The organism is Izhakiella capsodis (assembly GCF_900115045.1).
In the GTDB taxonomy this organism is placed as follows: Bacteria; Pseudomonadota; Gammaproteobacteria; order Enterobacterales; family Enterobacteriaceae; genus Izhakiella; species Izhakiella capsodis.
Genome location: NZ_FOVC01000002.1, coordinates 206,826 through 224,674 on the forward strand (window position 1 = coordinate 206,826; position 17,849 = coordinate 224,674).

Sequence of the window (17,849 nt, forward strand, 5' to 3'; positions counted from 1 at the left end):
AGTGAATTAACGCATCTATCATAAAGCCCTTGACTGTGATGCGAAGCGTATTTCTGCAAAAGGTAAATCTATCGTCATGGCGCGTTCCTGATTATTTTAGAATAAATTGGGTATTTTTATCAGTTATCAGTCATATTTTAATCAGGCTGGAACAGCCTGATTATCGACCGTTAACTCTCCGCTCCATGAGTCAGGATTGGCTGGCTTGATGCGCATACGTGCGCGCGATGATGCAATGACATTGATAAAAGTGGAACCGATTATCCTGTTGCCTGATTCGTTATCTGACCATAAATCTGAACCGCCCGGCAACGAAGATAATGAATGTTAACGCAGAGTATGATTAATCTTCAAAATCTAACGTAATAGATTATATTTACTCAATCAGCATCCTCACATCATTAGTTTGATGAGATTCATCTGATTGGCTGCGTTCCCACATACAGGCCGGTACCATTGAAAAAGGTGCGTGGATTTTTTAGGGTTGCAGCCATGCTGATTCTATCTTTTGATTCACTTTTTCTGGCGAGAAGAATTCTTTTTGATAAGCGAAACAACATTATCATCTGCTGTGTTCAGCCGTTGTGAACGGCTTATGAATGGCTGATTGACTCGCCACATTATACTTAATACCAGGAGTGGGACTTGGACCGAGATAATAACCGTGGAATGCGTGACTGGCTGATTTTTATTCGCACGGCGGAGACAGGCAGCCTTTCAGAAACGGCCCGCCAGCTTGATATCAGTACGGCTGCGGTGAGTAAAGCCATCATTCGCATTGAGCGTTATCTGGGCACGGTCCTTTTTACCCGTACAACTCAGGGAATGAGCCTGACTGAGTCAGGCATGACCACGTTGCATCGGGCCAGAGATATTGCCGCCTCCTTTAACGCATTACTGGAAGAGATTCGTAATCCCGAAGGTGAGATTAAAGGCTCAGTGCGATTTACTGCCCCTGCGATTGTGTGCGAATTTTTAGCCAGTGAGTGGTGTTATGAATATATGCAGGCACACCCAGGGGTGAGGATTTTTCTCGACGCACGTGAGCGTCCCGATCTGCGCTTTGACTCTCCCGAGCTGGATGACGTGGTGTTACGCAGCGGGCGTATTGAAAGTGATAACCTGGTTCACAGAAAGCTTAGCCCGGTAAAGCTTTGTCTTTGCGCCAGTCAGCGTTATCTTGATCGGCATCCGCCTATTATCCATCCGCGTGATTTGGCGCAACATGCACTTTTTGGCATGCATCAGAATGGGCTGGCCGGACCGCTAAGACTTTCTCGTGGCGAGGAGTCTTATCTTTTAGAGCAATCCTCAGTAAGCGGTCTTTCATCCAATAATCTGCTGGCTATGCTGAATCTGGTTATGCAAGGAAAGGGGATCAGCATAGCCACACCCAACTGGCTGGTAGCACAGCATCTGTCCGGCGGTCATATGGTTAAAGTTCTGCCGGAGTGGCAGGTTCCTGATTTGCCCGTCTGGTTAATATGGAAACAGCAGCCGCGTCAGCAAGCGCTTTTTACCCATTTTCGCGATTATATTGAACGTTGCTGGAATAACCGGCCACGGTATGATTAAAATGATATCTCCCCCCCTGGGGGAAAGAATTATCTTAGTCCCTTATTATTCCCTGTCTTTCATTTAAGTTAAAGCTTCATTAACCTGGCGGCTGTTTCGCCGGCGAATTATTTCCCTATAATGCCCCTCCATTACAGAGTGCCAGCATAATAGTCTGACGATCTTCATGCTATTAAGGCACGGTGAACATGGATCTCTGCTTTGCGAGTGAGTTTCAGCCTGTTCCTAATAATATGTTTTTCTGGAGCTCACTCCGGCAGGCATCTGCACCGAATATACATCTCTAAGGCCCAATGCTATTTCGACCGGGTCGGTTAGTGCCCGAGAGCAACGCATGATGAATGAAATTTCGACAGGGCAGCAGCAGCGGATAAATACAAAGGACTTTGCTAACCGACTTAGCCATTACGGCTTTGAGGAGTGTGCCGTTCTGCAACGCTTATTGATCCTGGAGTGCAATGAACATCCGGGTCTGAGCGAAATCTTTTATATCTGGACGTTGCTGAGGAAATGTCTTGAGCAGCACGATGATGGCAGCGCCTGGTTCAATGACCTGCGTGACATGGAGGCCACAGCACGTTCTGAACTTCAAAGTCTGGGGGGCAGGTTTTGCCCAACCTGAATGAATAGTGAGTTGAGGATTAAAGAGATGAAAACAAAACAGTCATTCTGGTCACTTATTGCCAGCAAGGTGCTGCTGTTAGCAATGATACTGACGGTATCAGTCCCCACCTCCTGCCTGGCAAACGGTGGCATTACCGTTAACGGGACGCGTTTTATTTTTCCTGCTGATGCCTCACGCATTGAGGCCCGGGTGGCTAACACGTCCGATCAGGATAATTATCTCATTCAATCGTGGGTTGACACCGCAGCGGGGGAGAAAAGCCCCGACGTTGTGGTGACCCCTCCGCTTTACCTTAGCAAACCGGACAGCGCAAACATGCTCAGCCTGTTGCGCACCGGTGGACATTTTCCCACTGACCGGGAAACGCTGTTTTACCTGATGGTGAAGGCCATTCCTTCGGTTGATGAGAGTCAGGACGCGGGACATGCGGTTATTCACGTCGCGACGGTGACGCAGCTTAAACTGTTTTTAAGGCCCCGCGGTCTGAAACCGGCGCCAGAGCTGGCTGCCCGCAGCCTGACCTTTAGTCGTAATGGTCATCAGTTGGTGGTGCATAATCCCACCCCTTATTACCTGACGCTGACTGAGTTAAGCAGCGGTGGAAAGGCGCTGGAGGACACGATGGTTCCCCCGCTGGACAGTGTCAGCTTGCCGTTACCAACAGGCAGTGGATCGACGATAACCCTGCACAATATCAATGATTATGGCGGTATCAGCGCGCCGCTGACGTTCAGCATCCATTGACCATCGATTTGGCTTAAGACAGGATTTTTTCAGAATGAAAAAAAGAGGCTTAATGCTGAAACCGGTGGCGATCTGTGTGATGGCCATACTCTCCGGCAAGGCTTCTGCGATGCTGCACTTTGAGCCTTCGATGATCACCGGTGAATACAGTGTGGCAAGCCTGGCCGCTTTTGAGCAGGGTGCAGCACTATCACCGGGCCGGTATCCTGTTGAGCTCTATGTTGATGGTAATCGCATCGGGCGACGTACGCTGGCGTTCAGCCTTGCTACCTCATCTTATGCGCATGATCCCAGCGGTCTGCATCCCTGTCTGACCGGCGATGACCTGGCTAACTCAGGCATAAAAATGACGGCATTTCCGGCACTGATGCAGGTAAAACCGGGCACCTGTCTGCCGCTGGAAAAAATTATACCCGGTGCATTCACCCGCTTTGATACCGACAATATGCGTCTCAATATCAGCATTCCCCAGGCGGCACTGATCCACCGTCCCAAGGGATGGGTTCCGCCTGCCCGCTGGGATGAAGGGATCAACGCCGTGCTGCTGGACTGGCAGCTCAGCGGAAGTCAAAGTCGGGGCGAGTACGGCAACAGCCACAGCGAATACCTTTACTTGACCAGCGGCCTGAATCTCGGTGCATGGCGGCTGCGGGATAACAGTACCTGGAGCAGCGACGGAAACGCTTATCAAAGTCAGCGTCAGTGGCGGCACATCAACACCTGGGCTGAGCGCGACATTATTCCCTGGCGTAGCGAGCTGCTGCTGGGCGACGGCACCACCAGTGATACGGTGTTCGACGCCTTTTCCTATCGCGGCGTGCAGCTGGCGACCAGCGACAGCATGTATCCGGAGAGCGTGCGTTCCTATGCGCCGGTGATCCGGGGCGTGGCGAACAGCAACGCGCGCGTCAGCGTGCTTCAGAACGGCAACGTGATTTACCAGACCTTTGTCGCTCCGGGCGCCTTTGTGATTGATGATCTGAACACCGTGAGCAGCGCCGGGGATCTGACGGTTCAGGTGCGTGAAGCCGACGGTACGCTGCGGGTATTTACCGTACCCTATTCTTCTATCCCGGTCCTGCAGCGGCAGGGACACCTGCGCTATGCCCTGACTGCCGGCCACTACCGCAGCGCTGGGGAAGACACTGCGGATCCGCCCTTCCTGCAGGGCGTGGTGCAGTGGGGGTTACCCCACGATGTGACCGTCTACGGCGGACTGCTTCAGGCGGTGCGCTACCACTCAGCCGCGCTGGGGGCAGGCATTAATCTGGGGATCTGGGGGGCACTGTCAGCGGATGTGACCCAGGCCGACAGCGTGCTGCCGGACAATTCCCGCCACCAGGGGCAGTCGGTGCGTTTTCTTTACGCCCGTTCGCTATTGACCACCGGCACCACCTTTCAGCTGGCCGGCTATCGCTACTCCACGCAGGGCTTCCACACACTCAGTGAAACGGCAGAGCGCGCGATGTCAGGCTGGAATAACACTGACGTGGAGGTTGATGCCGCCGGGCGGCAGCTCGCCCCGGACTGGCACAACTATTACAGTCTGTATAACAGTCGCCGGCAGCAGGTGACGGTCAACCTTTCCCAGTCGCTGGGATCGTTTGGCTCGGCTTATGTGAGTGGCAGCCATCAGACCTACTGGCAGTCGGACGCCACGACCGATGATGTGCAGATCGGACTGAGCAGCACGTTTCACTCGGTGAGCTGGAGCCTCTCCTGGGGTTACAGTCGGGTCAGCGGCCAGCCGGACGCCGACCGCACGCTGTATCTCGGGCTGTCAATGCCGTTGGGCAATCCGGCGTCGAACCCGGTCTATGTCACTACCAGCCTGAACCGTGACAGTAACGGCAACAGCACTCTGCAGACCGGCGTCAGTGGTTCAGCCGATAACAATCAGCTCTCCTGGTCGGTTGCTCAGGGCTATGACCGCCGTGACGGTGGCAGTGGGGACACCAGCCTTGATTACAGCGGCAGCTACGGCAGCCTGTCAGCCGGCTACGGCTACAGCCGCCACTACCGTCAGCTTCGCTATGGTGCCAGCGGAGGGGTGGTTGTCCATCGTGGCGGCGCTACCTTTGGTCAGCAGCCGGGTGACACCAGCGTGCTGGTAGACGCTGCGGGCGCTGCGGATGTTTCCGTTGCTGATATGCAGGGTATCCATACTGACAGTCGGGGCTATGCCCTGGTGCCTTATGCCAGCCAGTATCAGCAAAACGAGGTGGCGCTTGACGTCAGCACCCTGAATAACCACACCGACATCGACAACCCGGTGGTCAGCGTGGTGCCCACCCAGGGGGCGATCGTCCGGGCCCGCTTCCGGGTGCACAGCGGGGCGCACGCGTTGCTCACCCTGCTGCACAACGGCCAGCCGCTGCCCTTTGGCACCGCGGTCACCAGCGGCAGCGATGGCGGGCTGGTGGGGGACGGCGGTCAGGTTTACCTGACCGGTCTGTCTTCACAGGACAGCCTGCAGGCGAAATGGGGTACCGGTGCCGGGCAACAGTGTCGCGCCCGTTTTAGCCTGCCCGCGGATGCCAATAAACTGCCGCTGGTTCAGCAGCAGGTGAACTGTCAGTAAGTTAGATTCGGGGCCAGTGGCCCATTAAACCACCAAAGGAAATACAGGAAAAAATGATGAAGCGTTTTATTGGTAACTCAGTGATGCCACTGGCCGCGCTGTCGCTGCTGGGGCTGTCGGTTTCTGCTCAGGCTTGGGGTGACACTCCAGCTCCTTCGGCGACAGACCAGACCACGGTAACTATTACGGCGACTGTGCTGGATAATACTTGTGAGGTGCAAAGTAGCCTTGCATGGGATCTCGGAAGCGTGAATGGCAATGATATTATCGACAAAAAACCGTTCTCCAAACAGATCAACTTAAGCAATTGTGGTAAGGCTATAAATAGCATCACTGTCACCCAGGTTGGCGCGGCCATTGACAATACTGGTCATATTGTTAACACGCTAAAGGATGCAACTGCCAGTGGCGTTGTGGCTGAGATTCTGACAGGCGATAACGCTGTGAATAAAGGTGCAATACTGACCGGTAATAACCCACAGAAATTTAATGTAGATGCGGGGAAGACTACGCAAACGCTAAAATTTACTGTGGAACTCTTGCAGGCAGATGGCAAAAAGCCGACACCGGGACAATTCAATGCGCCTGTCACGCTGAAGCTGGCCTATAACTAATCGCGATAAATCAATAAAGCAAACTTCGGGCCGCCAGTAAACAGTGCGTCACGGTTGCCCGAAGACGTTTAGCAGAGGGTGAATTAATGAAAAGAACAGTATATGCGGTTGGCTGTATCGCCTTCATACTTTGTATGACCCCCCGTGTATGCCGACATGGTGACTTTATCGGTGTTACATCCTGGCGAAAATAGTGACACTGCTACGATGGGGCAGACGCCAGTGGGATATTGGACTGGTGCGGACGCATTTTGTCTGGATGTACAGGGAGCTGAACTGAAAGATGTTACCTATAAATTGGAGAATCAGTCCCAATATGACTCCATCAATGGCGCTGTGATATGTGTTAATTCCGGTTATGGAGACCGCGTTAATATAGGTAAAACATTAAAAGAAGGGCGAACAATTAAAATATACTATAAAAAATACCGGTGATACACCAGCTGTAATTAATGCTGAATTTTATGAATATAGTGGTTTTGTAAGGCATTCTTGGGCTACAATTCATACAACTTTGCCAGCAGCAACCACCCTGACAGCCCAAGTTCAAAATAGCATACACGTCAATTTGACAGGCAATCAAAGCAAAAAGGTGTTGCTGGCGAGTCCACTAACGAAAAATTCACAGCTGCTATTTAGCCCCGATCAAACCACTGACGTTCAAGTGCCCGGAGGGATAGGGATACTGAAATCCGGTAATGACGTTCTCCAGTATACGGTTAGCAACGCAAGCTGGAATGGCATCTCATGGACAGCGGATAAAGTAGGACAAGAAACATCTATCGTCTTCAACCCTAATTAATTAAATGTTGCTCCTGGTCAGTATAGTGGAAGCATGGTGGCGAAGATCTTCGTTCCTTGATTCATCTTTTCTGAAGCATCATTGAGATGGGCAGCGGGTAAGGTCAAGAGCCTATGGATTTTGCTGCAATTTATGCTGTCAATAGGATTCCTTTCTGAAGAGCGATTTGCTATTACAGGCAGATAATTAATATTTAGCCTCCACAGTGACTTCTGATCTTCTTAATGGTGTGCGCCAGCTTGTAATTTTCTGACACCAGCCAATTTAGCCAGTAATGGCAAGCTGTGATAATAGCTTCTTGAATGTGGCTTGGTTCATTGAACGTGTGTCTTACCGTAATGATATCTGCTGGGCTGAGTTTCGAAATCTGCATGCCATAACCATCTGCCATAGGTATGACTCTGCGGATGCTCACTCTTTTGCTTATACGTAAAGTTATCTAAACCACTTTTTAATTGAAATTAAGGTTAAGGTACAACACCCCAGTGGCGCGTTGATATTAATAGGCATGGCAAAATTTTTACGCTGAAGGTTGAAACTGGCAGCCCGACCTTACAGATATATATAGAGGCGAATTAATACATTAGCATAGCTTGTTATCAAACAATCGGGCTACTTCTTATAAATTCATAGTTGAGCCTTCGTTTTGTTTGTTTATTCCAGACTGGCATGGCGGAATAACCCTAAGAGTCCCGGCGCTCCAAAATAAAACCCGGAAATCGTGCCCTGGTCGAAATTGCTTTATATAATAAACGGCCCCTCAAGGCCGTTCTGTTAACCACAAAAAGCGCGCTAGACTTTATCAAACCACGATGACGCGGTTTCGTTCAGCACCGCATTCAGTTCAGTAATATTTGCCTTTCCTTGCGATCCCAGCCATGCCCTGGCGGCACCTTCCCCTTGGGTGATAAAGGGTTCCACGCCGTTAGCCCAGGTCGCGCGACCGCATAATACGCCGTTAAAGGTAGAGCCTGCCGATTTAGCAAAGCGCAGCGTGTGCTGGAACAGTTCAGCACTGACCCCGGCACTGAGGAAGATAAAAGGTAACGCGGTAGCTTCAGACTGCTGTTTGAAATACTCCGCCGCCTGCTCCCGGGTGTAAACAGACTCCCCCTCCGCAGCATATCCTTCGACATATTTCATGTTGACCGGCACTTCGACTTTCAGCACATCAACGCCATAGCGCGGATGGGAAAATACCTTCATCATGTCATTGACTTTATGCGGTTTGACTTTCGCATAGGCCTTACTGCTCGCATCAGCATTAGTGGCATCGTAGGAGACCAGCTCGAGATAGAAAGGAATATCTTCTGCGGTACACTCTGCACCCAGACGTTCGATAAACGCCTGCTTACGGTCGTTGATCTCCGTTTCTTCATCAATATCGTAATAGAGCAGAAATTTGACCGCATCGGCGCCGGCTTCTTTCAGCCGTTTTGCCGACCACAGATCCAGTAAATCGGGCAGACGACCTTTTTTACTGGCATCGTAACCGGTTTTTTCATACGCCAGTAACAGACCGGCATTGTCCGCTCTGACCTTCGCAGCGGGCAGACCGTACTCAGGATCGAGCAGGATGGAGGAGGCATAGGGTGTCAGCGTTCTGGATACCAGCGCTTTAAAGTCGATGATGTCTTTATCTTCCGCGCCCTGTGGCTTGTGCATGGCGATCATCTTTTTCAGCGCCCCGCGCTGATCGATAGCCAGCGCAGCTATCACGCCATGCTCATTTGATAATCTGCGCATCGCCTGTTTTTTGTGTTCGGTCAGTCTGGTCATCTTTACTTTACCTTTTGCAAAACGCTCCATCAGGAACGACGATATTAAAAATAGTTAATGGCAGGTGATCGCCGACATCCTTTCAAACAGCCGTTTAAGACGATCTACCCGGTAAATTCACGTCCATTAAACGGACGGTCGGCTGTTTCTGCTCGTGTTGACTGGGGTGATGAAATAAGGACGCTACGCGCCGATAAACTCACCCTGAGCATGATGGCATTGCGCCGGGGTCGGCGCGGGCCATCTTCTTCTTTAACTGCTGACTAATGCGCACCGGCTTCAGGCGCGTGTTGTTCTGAACCATTCCCTTCACCCAGCCCAGTCTCAAACGCCCTGCCAATGGCGGCAATGGCTTGCTGCGCATCCGCGCCGTTCGCTATCACGTGCAGGCGATGTCCCTGCTTCGCCCCCAGAGACACCACCTTCATCAGGTTTTTACCCTCTACCAGACCTGATCCGGTGTCCAGGTTTTCTATGCGGATATCCGACTGCCACTGTTTGATCGTTTTAACCAGCAGCGCACTGGGGCGGGCATGCAGGCCATGCGCGTTGATCAGTGTGAAGGTTCCTTCGGCATCGCACTGACGGGCTGGTTGCGCTTTCGCTGGTTGCGGGCTATCTGGCGTCCTCCCTTCCAGGATGCTCAGTACATCCTGCGCATCAGCGGCGGATTCAAGCGCTTGCTGCACGCCGTCATGACTGAGCACATGCGTAAGGCGGCGGAGAATATCCAGGTGCTCATTGTCCTGGGCGGCGATGGCAACAATCAGACGCGCGATCTGGCCCTCTCCCCAGTCAACGCCCTGCGGACAGACCATCACTTTTACGCCAGTTCTCAGCACCGCATCGCGGCTTTGGGGCGTGCCATGCGGAATGGCAATGCCGTTACCCAGATAGGTACTGATCTGTGCTTCGCGATCGCGCATGCCTGTCAGATAGTCTGCGCGGATAAGCGTTGCCTTTTCCATCGCGTTAGCCACCTGGGTTAGCGCATCATCTTTTACCCTCACATCGCGATTGAAGAAAATGTCCCCGGTGGTCAGCGCGATTGCCTGCTTTTCGTCCGGGATAGCGTGATCTTGCTCCGGGATAACCGGATTCACCGTATTGGTGTTATGCCGTTTTTGCCAGAGGCGCAGGGTCCCCAGCATTACCGCGCCGCAGGCCGACCCTGCCAGAATACACAGCACCCAGGTGAGTGGTTTACTTACCAGCGGCAGGATCAGGAATCCGCCATGCGGTGCCGGAACCTCAATTTGCATGCTGTAGCTGAGCACCGCCGACACGGAGGACGCCACCATCATCAGTGGGATGACCCGTAATGGATCTTTGGCAGCAAACGGGATGGCCCCTTCGGTGATATGCGTACAGCCGAGAACATAGTTCACCATACCGGCGGTACGCTCTTCTTCTGTGAACCCTTTGCGGAAGAAGGTTGTCGCGAGAGCAATGACCAGAGGCGGGGTGATACAGGCGGCAGAAACCCCCGCCATAAAGTAATAATTACCCTGACCTAACAGCAGTGTCCCCGTTACATACGCGGCTTTATTGACCGGGCCACCGAAGTCAAACGAACACATACATCCGACAACAATGCCTAAAAGGATGGGGTTGGCCTCCTGCAGCGAACTGAGCCAGTGCATCATCCCGTTGTTCAACGCGGAAACGGGTTGACCGAGCAGGATCATCATGACGCCGATAACCAGTACGCCGATAAGGGGCATAATAAAGATCGATTTCAGGCCCTCAAACTGACGAGGGAGCCGGCTCAGGCAATGCCTCATCCACAGCATAAAGTAGCCCGCAGCAAAACCGGCGATGATGCCGCCGATGAACCCGGCGCCAGTTTCATTGGCCAGTAATCCGCCGACAAATCCGGCCACCATGCCAGGGCGACCAGAAATTGAGTAAGCAATATAGGCGGTAAATACCGGCACCATGATCGAGAACGCCTGCTGCCCGACTTTCATCAAGGTTGCGGCAATAATATTGTATTGCGGCGATTCCGGGTTCGCGGAATAAATGCCCCAAAGGAAAGAAATGGCGATCAATATTCCCCCGGCGACGACAAAGGGAAGCATAGTAGAGACGCCGCTCATCAGGTGTTTATAAATCTGACGTCCGAATGATTCTTGCTCTGACGGATCTTCACCTGGCCGAGCCGATGACGTGGCAGAGCCTTTACGAACAGGGGCATGACCCTGAATGACTTTGGTTATTAATTCATCAGGATGGTGAATGGCATCCTTAACCGGCACTTCAATGACCGGTAAGCCATTGAAACGATTTGCATTTATGTCTTTGTCTGCGGCAATAATAACGCCATATATATCTTTTAAATCGTCTGAGGTAATGACATTCTCTACACCCGATGCGCCGTTGGTTTCTACTTTAATTTCAACGTTTAGTTTTTTTGCTGCAGCCTTTAACGCTTCTTCGGCCATAAAAGTGTGGGCGATTCCGGTAGGGCAACCGGTTACCGCAATGACTTTTTTCATGATTTGCCTCTTATAATTTGACGGTCTCTGTTTTCGTCATTAACTGTTCCACCCGTGAGAACGTTCCAAGTCCCGTTGAAGCGGCCACATCTGCGCCCGTGGCGCTGGCTAACCGAAGCGCCACACTGATATCTCCCCCCTGGAGCCAGACGCTCAAAAAAGCCCCCAGTGCCGCATCGCCAGCACAGGCGGAGCTAACCAGCTCAATTTCAGGCGCAGTACAAAACCAGAGATCGGTTCCATCTGAAAAATAAAGTCCCCTGGCACCCATAGTCAGCAATATATTGCGGGCACCGGATTGATGAAGAAACGCCATCGCCTCTCTGGCCTGCTGGTGGGTTTTGATCGCCAGCCCGAAGATTTCCGCCAGTTCATCATCATTAGGTTTAATCAGTAAAGGACCCTGTTTAATTAGCGCTTTCAGTACCGGATGACTGATGTCGAGAATCATCTCACAGCCTTTATTTTGACAGGCGGCTACTATTTCGTGGTAAAAACTGCTTTCTATCCCCGGAGGCAGACTGCCACTGATGACCAATATGTCACCTTCTTTCAGGTTGTTCAGATGGTGGAGCACCTGGCGCTTACATTCATCATCAACATGACTTCCCGGATTAAGTAATTTATATTCATGCTCGCCATCGTTAATAAAAATATTTATTCTTGTGGGTTGGTTTACCCAAGCTGGAATAACGTCAAAATTCTCTTTCTGAAGCTCCTCCACAATATAGCGCCCCGTAAAGCCACCAAAAATTCCCATAATATTTACAGGCTGATTGTAGCGATCTAATACCCGCGCAACATTGACCCCCTTACCGTTCGGGCAATAATCTGTACGATGCGTACGATTAACCACTGAGGGGGTTACAGGATCACATGAAATATTCATATCTATCGCAGTGTTGAGTGTCAGGGTATAAATCACAGTATTGAACCTCATTATTTATCAGAACAGCAGGTCTGACAGTCGGATAAATGGTCATTCCGCCGGGAATGATCGACGAAGTTTTGCCAGGCTTTTAAACGCGCCGTGAGTGATCATATCCGCGCGTTCAGGAAAACAACGACAGTCTCTTTTGTTATTTTCATTTACATCAATGCTCCTTTCCCGGGACGGAAATATCGGGATGACCCTCTTTTACGGTGCCAACGTAGGCAGCCAGCTGCTGGGTTGTTATGTCCTTTACTTGCTGAAAGGAAGCTATAAGCATAATGCCTTCATTTTGAAAGAATATATCAAGATCTGGCGGTTTTTTATGTGATGAGAAGCACGTTTCCTCAATTAATTTTTCAAAACGAAATATTTAAAAGCTCTTAACTTTCATTTTTAAATTTTTAACACTCGAAATGATTATCAATAACTAATTGATATTAAGCGTTTTATTCAAGCGTGGCGCGATTGCGTTCATCGTTTTTGGTGACATCAACATTGAAGCAGTCAGTTGAATTGGCATTACTATCAATTAAAAGTATCGGGCGCTATAGTAGCTTCTTCATCGGATTATGAGCGGGGGACCAGTGCCCAGAAAATCGTCTAACTTATTAAAGCGCCGACTAAAAATTGCTGAATTAGTGGGGCGGCAGGGAGAAATAAAAGTTGATGACCTGTCTGCACTTCTTGGCGTTACTGGGGTGACTATCCGGGGCGATCTCAACTACCTTGAACAACAGGGTTATCTGAAGCGTTCGTTTGGTGGTGCAATAGCCACACCTGCTGTTTCTGCTCTCCCCTCAAAATATGAATCTTCCGTTTCAGTTCAACCTGTTGACCTTCTGCACAAACTTGAAATCGCACGTCAATGTACAAGATTGATCTCTGACGAGGAGACTGTTTTTCTGGGGCAGGGAGAAACCTGTCGCAGAATTATCCCTTTTCTCTGTGAAAAGAAAAAGTTACGACTGATAGTGAATGATTTACAGCATGTGCTGCTGGCTGAGCAATATCTACATGGTAAGATCATCGTTGCGGGTGATGAGGTTATCCGTCCGGAGTCGTTACTGACAGGTCAGGCCTTTGATGATGTCATTCAGCGCTCGACTATCGACCACTGTATTTTAGAAGTAAGCCCTCCCGGCGCTAACGGTGGCTTAATGATCAACCAATCATTACTGGCGTCATCTTATCAACGCTGTTTTGATAAGGCTGCAAACATAATTTCAATATTTGACCCCGTGTGTGAAATATCCGGCACCGCTTCCATGATTGGGAATATTTGTCAGGTGAAAAACCTCGTAACTTGTCGTTTTATCAATGAGCAGTATCAACAATTCTTGTCCGAAGTCGGTTTCAATATATGCTACAGCAATAATGAATGCTTTACATGGTCTAACCGTAACTTATCCGGAGAATAAGCAGTGGCTATGTCTGTTAATATTTGCACCATGGGTGAACTTTTAGTTGAATTTCTCTCCAGGAATCCCAATCAGGGATTCACTCAACCTGGCGAATTTATCGGCCCTTATCCCAGCGGGGCGCCCGCAATTTTTGCAGCGCAAGTCGCCAGGTTGGACTATAAATCTACGCTGTTTGGCTGCGTGGGTAACGATGACTTCGGTAGGTTGAACATTGAAAGACTGCGCCATGAAGGCGTTATAACTGATGGTATCACTATTATTGATCAAGCCCCCACGGGCACCGCATTTGTTAGTTATCGTAACCAAATAGATCGTGATTTTATATTTAATATTCCGAATAGCGCCTGTGGCCACTTTACAGCAAAGCATCTTGATATAGGTTTATTAAATCAATGTCAGCATATTCATATAATGGGGTCATCACTTTTTTCTTTTCGTATGATTGATGCGATGCGAAAAGCAATTGAAGTTGTAAAAAGTCATAACGGAACCGTTTCCTTTGATCCCAATATCAGGAAGGAAATGCTAAATATTCCTGAAATGGAGCAGGCTTTAGATTACGTGCTTGAGTATACCGATATTTTTATACCCAGTGAGGGAGAAGTGTCCCATTTTTCCAGTTCCCAGGATCACTGTGAAAGTGATGTCGTCAATGAGCTGTTAAATAATGGAATAAAACATATTGTAATCAAAAGAGGTTCTAAAGGCGCAAGCCATTATCGTTTATGTAATGGGGAAATCAGTGAGTGTCACGTATCAGGGCTGGCTACCCGTGTTGTGGATCCAACAGGCGCGGGAGATTGCTTCGGTGCAACGTTTGTTAGCCTGCTGCTGGCTGGCTATTCGGAAGAGAAATCGCTGGCGTATGCCAACGCCAGCGGCGCGCTGGCAGTCTCGTCCAGAGGCCCTATGGAGGGGTTGTCATCCCTAACACAGATAGAAAATCTTTTATCTTCCACTCACTGAACGTAGCGCCCTGCTGAGATGAACGTTGCCGTGCGGTACCGATGGTTTACATGGCCTGAGTTCCTTTTTGAATCCGGCAATACGCCTATTCTCTGGGTGTTACATCAATTGAGAGGATAGGCGCGCTGCAATATTTTGATACGTAAATAAAGGAAGAAATGATATACCCCCGGCGCGCCATGCTCGGTCACTCCATTGTTAACACCATTTCGTATCCTGTTTAGCGGAGGCAGGGCTATCAGGATGAATGGGTAGATTCCCCTAATCCGTCAGATATCAGCGCGGTGATGCTGGATCACCGCGCTGTATGATTTACCATTAACTGATGATACCTGTATGCCCGGTTAGCCAAACGATACAGTGAGGTTAACAAGTCCGTAATAGCCGCCGGTTTCGCTACCGTTCAGCGACGTGGACCAGCCTCCCTGGACGCTCAGCGCCGTATTCTGACGAATGCGAGCGCTTAAACCAGCGTTGAGGCCGGCACGAGTGCCCGACAGGTTGCTGCGAAAACGTGTATCTGAGGCGGTCACCGCAGGTACTGAAGCCGTGAAACCGCTATGTCCGCCATACGACTGAGTTAATGACGGCGCGACCCACCAGGCCAGCGTGGTTTTTGCATCCTGATATGTGCCTAACTTCAGACTTACGCGTACCGACTGGCGACGGCTGTCAGACCAGTGAAGCGAGGCGGCGCTGTCACGACCATCATTCATGCCCAGACCCTGTATCGTATACTGCAATTGCGGCTCCAGAGTCAGCGCTCTTGTAAAAAAGAAGGTCTGTCCCGCTTCTGCTGAAGCCAGCCATCCGGTGCCGTTGGTGGACAGCTGCGTACCGTCGTTGGATGTGGCATTCAGGCTATGGCGACTGACCTGCAGCAAACTGCTCAGATGCAGGCCGCTATGGAGGTGACCCGAAAGATAGACCCCGCCAGTGTAGACTGTATCGCGAGTACTACCCGCTGATGTGCGGCTTACTTCACGCCAGACATCACTACGCATCAAACCTGTGGCACCGTAAACACCCGCACGCCAGTTGGCTATTTCGTTATCAAGCTGCCATAGATCCCCACCAAGCTGTAAAAAGCGATAAGTGCTGTTACTGGCCGGGATACCGCCCTCCGTGAGACCGCCTTTGCCAGGTTTGTGAAGCTGACCTGTTGCCACACGGCCCCAGATCCTGCTCTCTGGTGCATAGTTAAAACGGGTGTCGGCTGTGCCTGCGACCAGGCGATCATAGTCGAGGGACAGCGACGGCATTGCTGTATAGCTCCACATGGCGTCGCGGTAGTTTACCCGCGGGCTATCGTTGTTCATTTGCTGCGAGGTCAGATACCAGCTCTGGTCGACGTTTCGGTACAGGCTGTACACATAAGCCCCCGCTTTTATCGGCTGTTTCAGTCTGAAGGCCTTTTCGTCGGTAGTCGCGCCGTGTATGGCCTTAACCAGAACAATACCGCTGCCTGTCGTTTGTGCGCCCAGGCCACCGTGGTTGCGCACTTTCAGGTCACTATTACCGGTGGCGCGGCCGCCATCAATCACGATCTTATCGCCCGGAGAACTGCTGTCGCCCAATACGCTATTAAGAGTGACAGTACCGCCTTTACCGGTCAGGTTTTTTACGGTCAGGGTATGCGGTGTGAAGGAACCCTGTGCAGGTACAAACGTAATACTGCCAGCGTGAGTCAGGTTATTCACCTGCGCGTTATCGGTGAGGTTCCAGGTACTACTGCTGTCAATGCTTACATCGGTTGGGTCAATAAAACCGGTGAGCGTAGTGCGATGAATCAGTGACAGTGACGTTCCCGCCTGGGCAATAATGTTAGTCTTGGCCTGCAGACCGTCCATCACCAACGATCCCGCGTTGAGGTTAATCTGCTTCTGAGCCACAACACCCCCCAGGATGAGAGAGCCGGTGCCAGACTTGGTGAGTTGACCGCTTCCCGTAAGGTTGCCGTTCCCGATTTCTGTTGCATCAAGTGAAAAATTCATATCACCATCGTTGATAACCGTGTTTCCCGCGATCACGCCGCCGTCAGTTAACGTAGTGACGCCATTCAGTATACCGCCATCGCTGATGTTGAGCGTGCCGCCCGCGTTGATTGTGGTATCCCACGCCGTATCACCTTTTGATACAGTAAGGTTACCACCGTTATCCAGTAAAATATTACGGGCCACGCCGTTCCTGATAGAGAAATCACCCTTAACGTTGGTACCGGTCAAAGTCGATCGGGTAATCGTAAAAATCGCACTTCCCGGTAGTTGTTGTACACCGGTTGCCGTTGCCCCGTCAGCAACGCTGATAAATCCCCCGGCCTTGAGTGTCGTCGATCTAATTACCCCTCCACTAAAGACATGCTGACGCGCCCCAGAATTTACCGTGGTGTACGTTGCCAGTCCACCTCTGCTAACATATTGTTTTGAAGCAGAATTTAATACGCTAAACTTCACATTGCCGTTTCTGACACGCTGAGTGCCCCTTGCATTGACTATCGTACCTATCGCTATGCCGCCGTCTTCAATGGTTTGCTCTCCACCGTTATTTATGGTGGATATCACCGAGCCTCCGCTGACATACTGGGTTCCTTTATTATTTATCGTGGTGGAGATGGCCCGCCCATTTCTGTAAATATTCTGTACATCGTTTGCGTTTAATGTGGTGGCCGTAGCCTCCCCGCCTTGAAATATATCCTGATAACCGTCTGAATTCACCGTGGTGAGTAGCCCAGAGCCATTGTTTAATAACGGAGGTTCATCGCTATTTATCTTGGTGTCTGCGGCAATGTCTTTCACTAAAATCATCTGGTGTTGCATGAAGCTTAGTAGGGTACCGTTGTAATCGGCTGCCGTGGCATATCCGCTTAGGGTGGAAAGCAGCAATGTGCCTGGTATCATTTTCAACATCCATGATTGATATACGCGGTATCTGATAGGTTTCAATATTGCAACCCCCACATTTCGCAACATAATCCAAGCGAGCCTGTACCTTTTGTTCATCTGATTTCTCTTTATTACTGATGTATATTTAAACTTTTTTGCCGGAATAAAGCCGCTGCGAAGTCGTTAAGCTGAATTGCATTTTGTTATGTTATTGCGTATGAAGCCTGCCTGTTCCGGCAAAGACGTCAACATGGCCAGCTCTGAAGCTGAAACCTGAATTGGGTTAAATACTTTTCTGAGGATTGCCTGGCATACGCGACGTGGCGTTGCAGAGAACGTAGTCATCCAGTAAAACAACGTGCCAGTGAGCGTGGTACGGCAACGCGTTATGGCTGGGAGAGTATCTCACGATCCTCTCTTTCAAATTA

Annotated in this window: 11 protein-coding genes and 1 pseudogene; 7 read left to right on the plus strand and 5 right to left on the minus strand. The window is 50.5% G+C overall.

Translation table 11 applies throughout. The features are described from left to right. Positions 1 to 645: 645 nt before the first annotated feature. From BM191_RS04345 to BM191_RS04365, 5 genes are all read left to right on the plus strand, one after another. Entirely contained in the window at positions 646 to 1,575 is a 930-nt protein-coding gene (locus BM191_RS04345; RefSeq protein ID WP_230479513.1) for a LysR family transcriptional regulator, read from the plus strand. A gap of 334 nt (positions 1,576 to 1,909) precedes the next feature. Next, positions 1,910 to 2,197, plus strand: coding sequence for a hypothetical protein (locus tag BM191_RS04350; protein WP_230479514.1), 288 nt, complete (start codon positions 1,910 to 1,912; stop codon positions 2,195 to 2,197). A 27-nt stretch (positions 2,198 to 2,224) separates the two neighbouring features. Further along, entirely contained in the window at positions 2,225 to 2,944 is a 720-nt protein-coding gene (locus tag BM191_RS04355) for a fimbria/pilus periplasmic chaperone (RefSeq protein ID WP_177203288.1), read from the plus strand. Between the two features lie 34 nt (positions 2,945 to 2,978). Then, positions 2,979 to 5,525 (plus strand): fimbria/pilus outer membrane usher protein, encoded by a 2,547-nt coding sequence (locus BM191_RS04360; protein ID WP_230479515.1) that lies wholly within the window; start codon positions 2,979 to 2,981, stop codon positions 5,523 to 5,525. A 53-nt stretch (positions 5,526 to 5,578) separates the two neighbouring features. Further along, positions 5,579 to 6,139, plus strand: coding sequence for a fimbrial protein (locus BM191_RS04365; RefSeq protein WP_092875532.1), 561 nt, complete (start codon positions 5,579 to 5,581; stop codon positions 6,137 to 6,139). A gap of 1,594 nt (positions 6,140 to 7,733) precedes the next feature. Here BM191_RS04365 and lacD read toward each other — a convergent pair. From lacD to pfkB, 4 genes and pseudogenes are all read right to left on the minus strand, one after another. Next, positions 7,734 to 8,720, minus strand: coding sequence for a tagatose-bisphosphate aldolase (gene lacD / locus BM191_RS04375; protein ID WP_092875536.1), 987 nt, complete (start codon positions 8,718 to 8,720; stop codon positions 7,734 to 7,736). A 263-nt stretch (positions 8,721 to 8,983) separates the two neighbouring features. After that, on the minus strand, positions 8,984 to 9,823 hold the full coding sequence (locus BM191_RS17045) for an HPr family phosphocarrier protein (protein ID WP_230479528.1): 840 nt from the start codon (positions 9,821 to 9,823) through the stop codon (positions 8,984 to 8,986). Further along, positions 9,824 to 11,218, minus strand: a pseudogene (locus BM191_RS17050) (PTS fructose transporter subunit IIC); the annotation flags it as partial. A 10-nt stretch (positions 11,219 to 11,228) separates the two neighbouring features. Further along, the gene (gene pfkB, locus BM191_RS04390; protein WP_092875542.1) at positions 11,229 to 12,143 is read right to left on the minus strand and encodes a 1-phosphofructokinase; all 915 of its coding nucleotides are present in this window, start codon (positions 12,141 to 12,143) and stop codon (positions 11,229 to 11,231) included. Positions 12,144 to 12,736: 593 nt separating this feature from the next. Between pfkB and BM191_RS04395 the strand changes: the two genes are divergently transcribed. Both BM191_RS04395 and BM191_RS04400 read left to right on the plus strand, forming a co-directional pair. Then, positions 12,737 to 13,570 carry a DeoR/GlpR family DNA-binding transcription regulator gene (locus BM191_RS04395; protein WP_230479516.1) on the plus strand — a complete coding sequence of 278 codons (834 nt, stop codon included), beginning with the start codon at positions 12,737 to 12,739 and terminating at the stop codon, positions 13,568 to 13,570. 9 nt (positions 13,571 to 13,579) lie between these two features. Next, entirely contained in the window at positions 13,580 to 14,539 is a 960-nt protein-coding gene (locus BM191_RS04400) for a sugar kinase (protein WP_092875546.1), read from the plus strand. Between the two features lie 344 nt (positions 14,540 to 14,883). On the opposite strand, the gene BM191_RS04405 is transcribed toward BM191_RS04400, so the two are convergent. Further along, complete coding sequence (locus BM191_RS04405; protein ID WP_230479517.1) at positions 14,884 to 17,436, minus strand: AIDA repeat-containing protein; 2,553 nt, start codon at positions 17,434 to 17,436, stop codon at positions 14,884 to 14,886. Positions 17,437 to 17,849 lie beyond the last annotated feature (413 nt).

Excerpts from the sequence above, each read along its gene's own strand:
- BM191_RS04350 (WP_230479514.1), top strand. The coding sequence starts at position 1,910 with ATGATGAATGAAATTTCGACAGGGCAGCAGCAGCGGATAAATACAAAG.
- BM191_RS04355 (WP_177203288.1), top strand. The coding sequence starts at position 2,225 with ATGAAAACAAAACAGTCATTCTGGTCACTTATTGCCAGCAAGGTGCTG.
- BM191_RS04360 (WP_230479515.1), top strand. The coding sequence starts at position 2,979 with ATGAAAAAAAGAGGCTTAATGCTGAAACCGGTGGCGATCTGTGTGATG.
- BM191_RS04365 (WP_092875532.1), top strand. The coding sequence starts at position 5,579 with ATGATGAAGCGTTTTATTGGTAACTCAGTGATGCCACTGGCCGCGCTG.
- lacD (WP_092875536.1), bottom strand. The coding sequence starts at position 8,720 with ATGACCAGACTGACCGAACACAAAAAACAGGCGATGCGCAGATTATCA.
- BM191_RS04400 (WP_092875546.1), top strand. The coding sequence starts at position 13,580 with ATGTCTGTTAATATTTGCACCATGGGTGAACTTTTAGTTGAATTTCTC.
- BM191_RS04405 (WP_230479517.1), bottom strand. The coding sequence starts at position 17,436 with ATGATACCAGGCACATTGCTGCTTTCCACCCTAAGCGGATATGCCACG.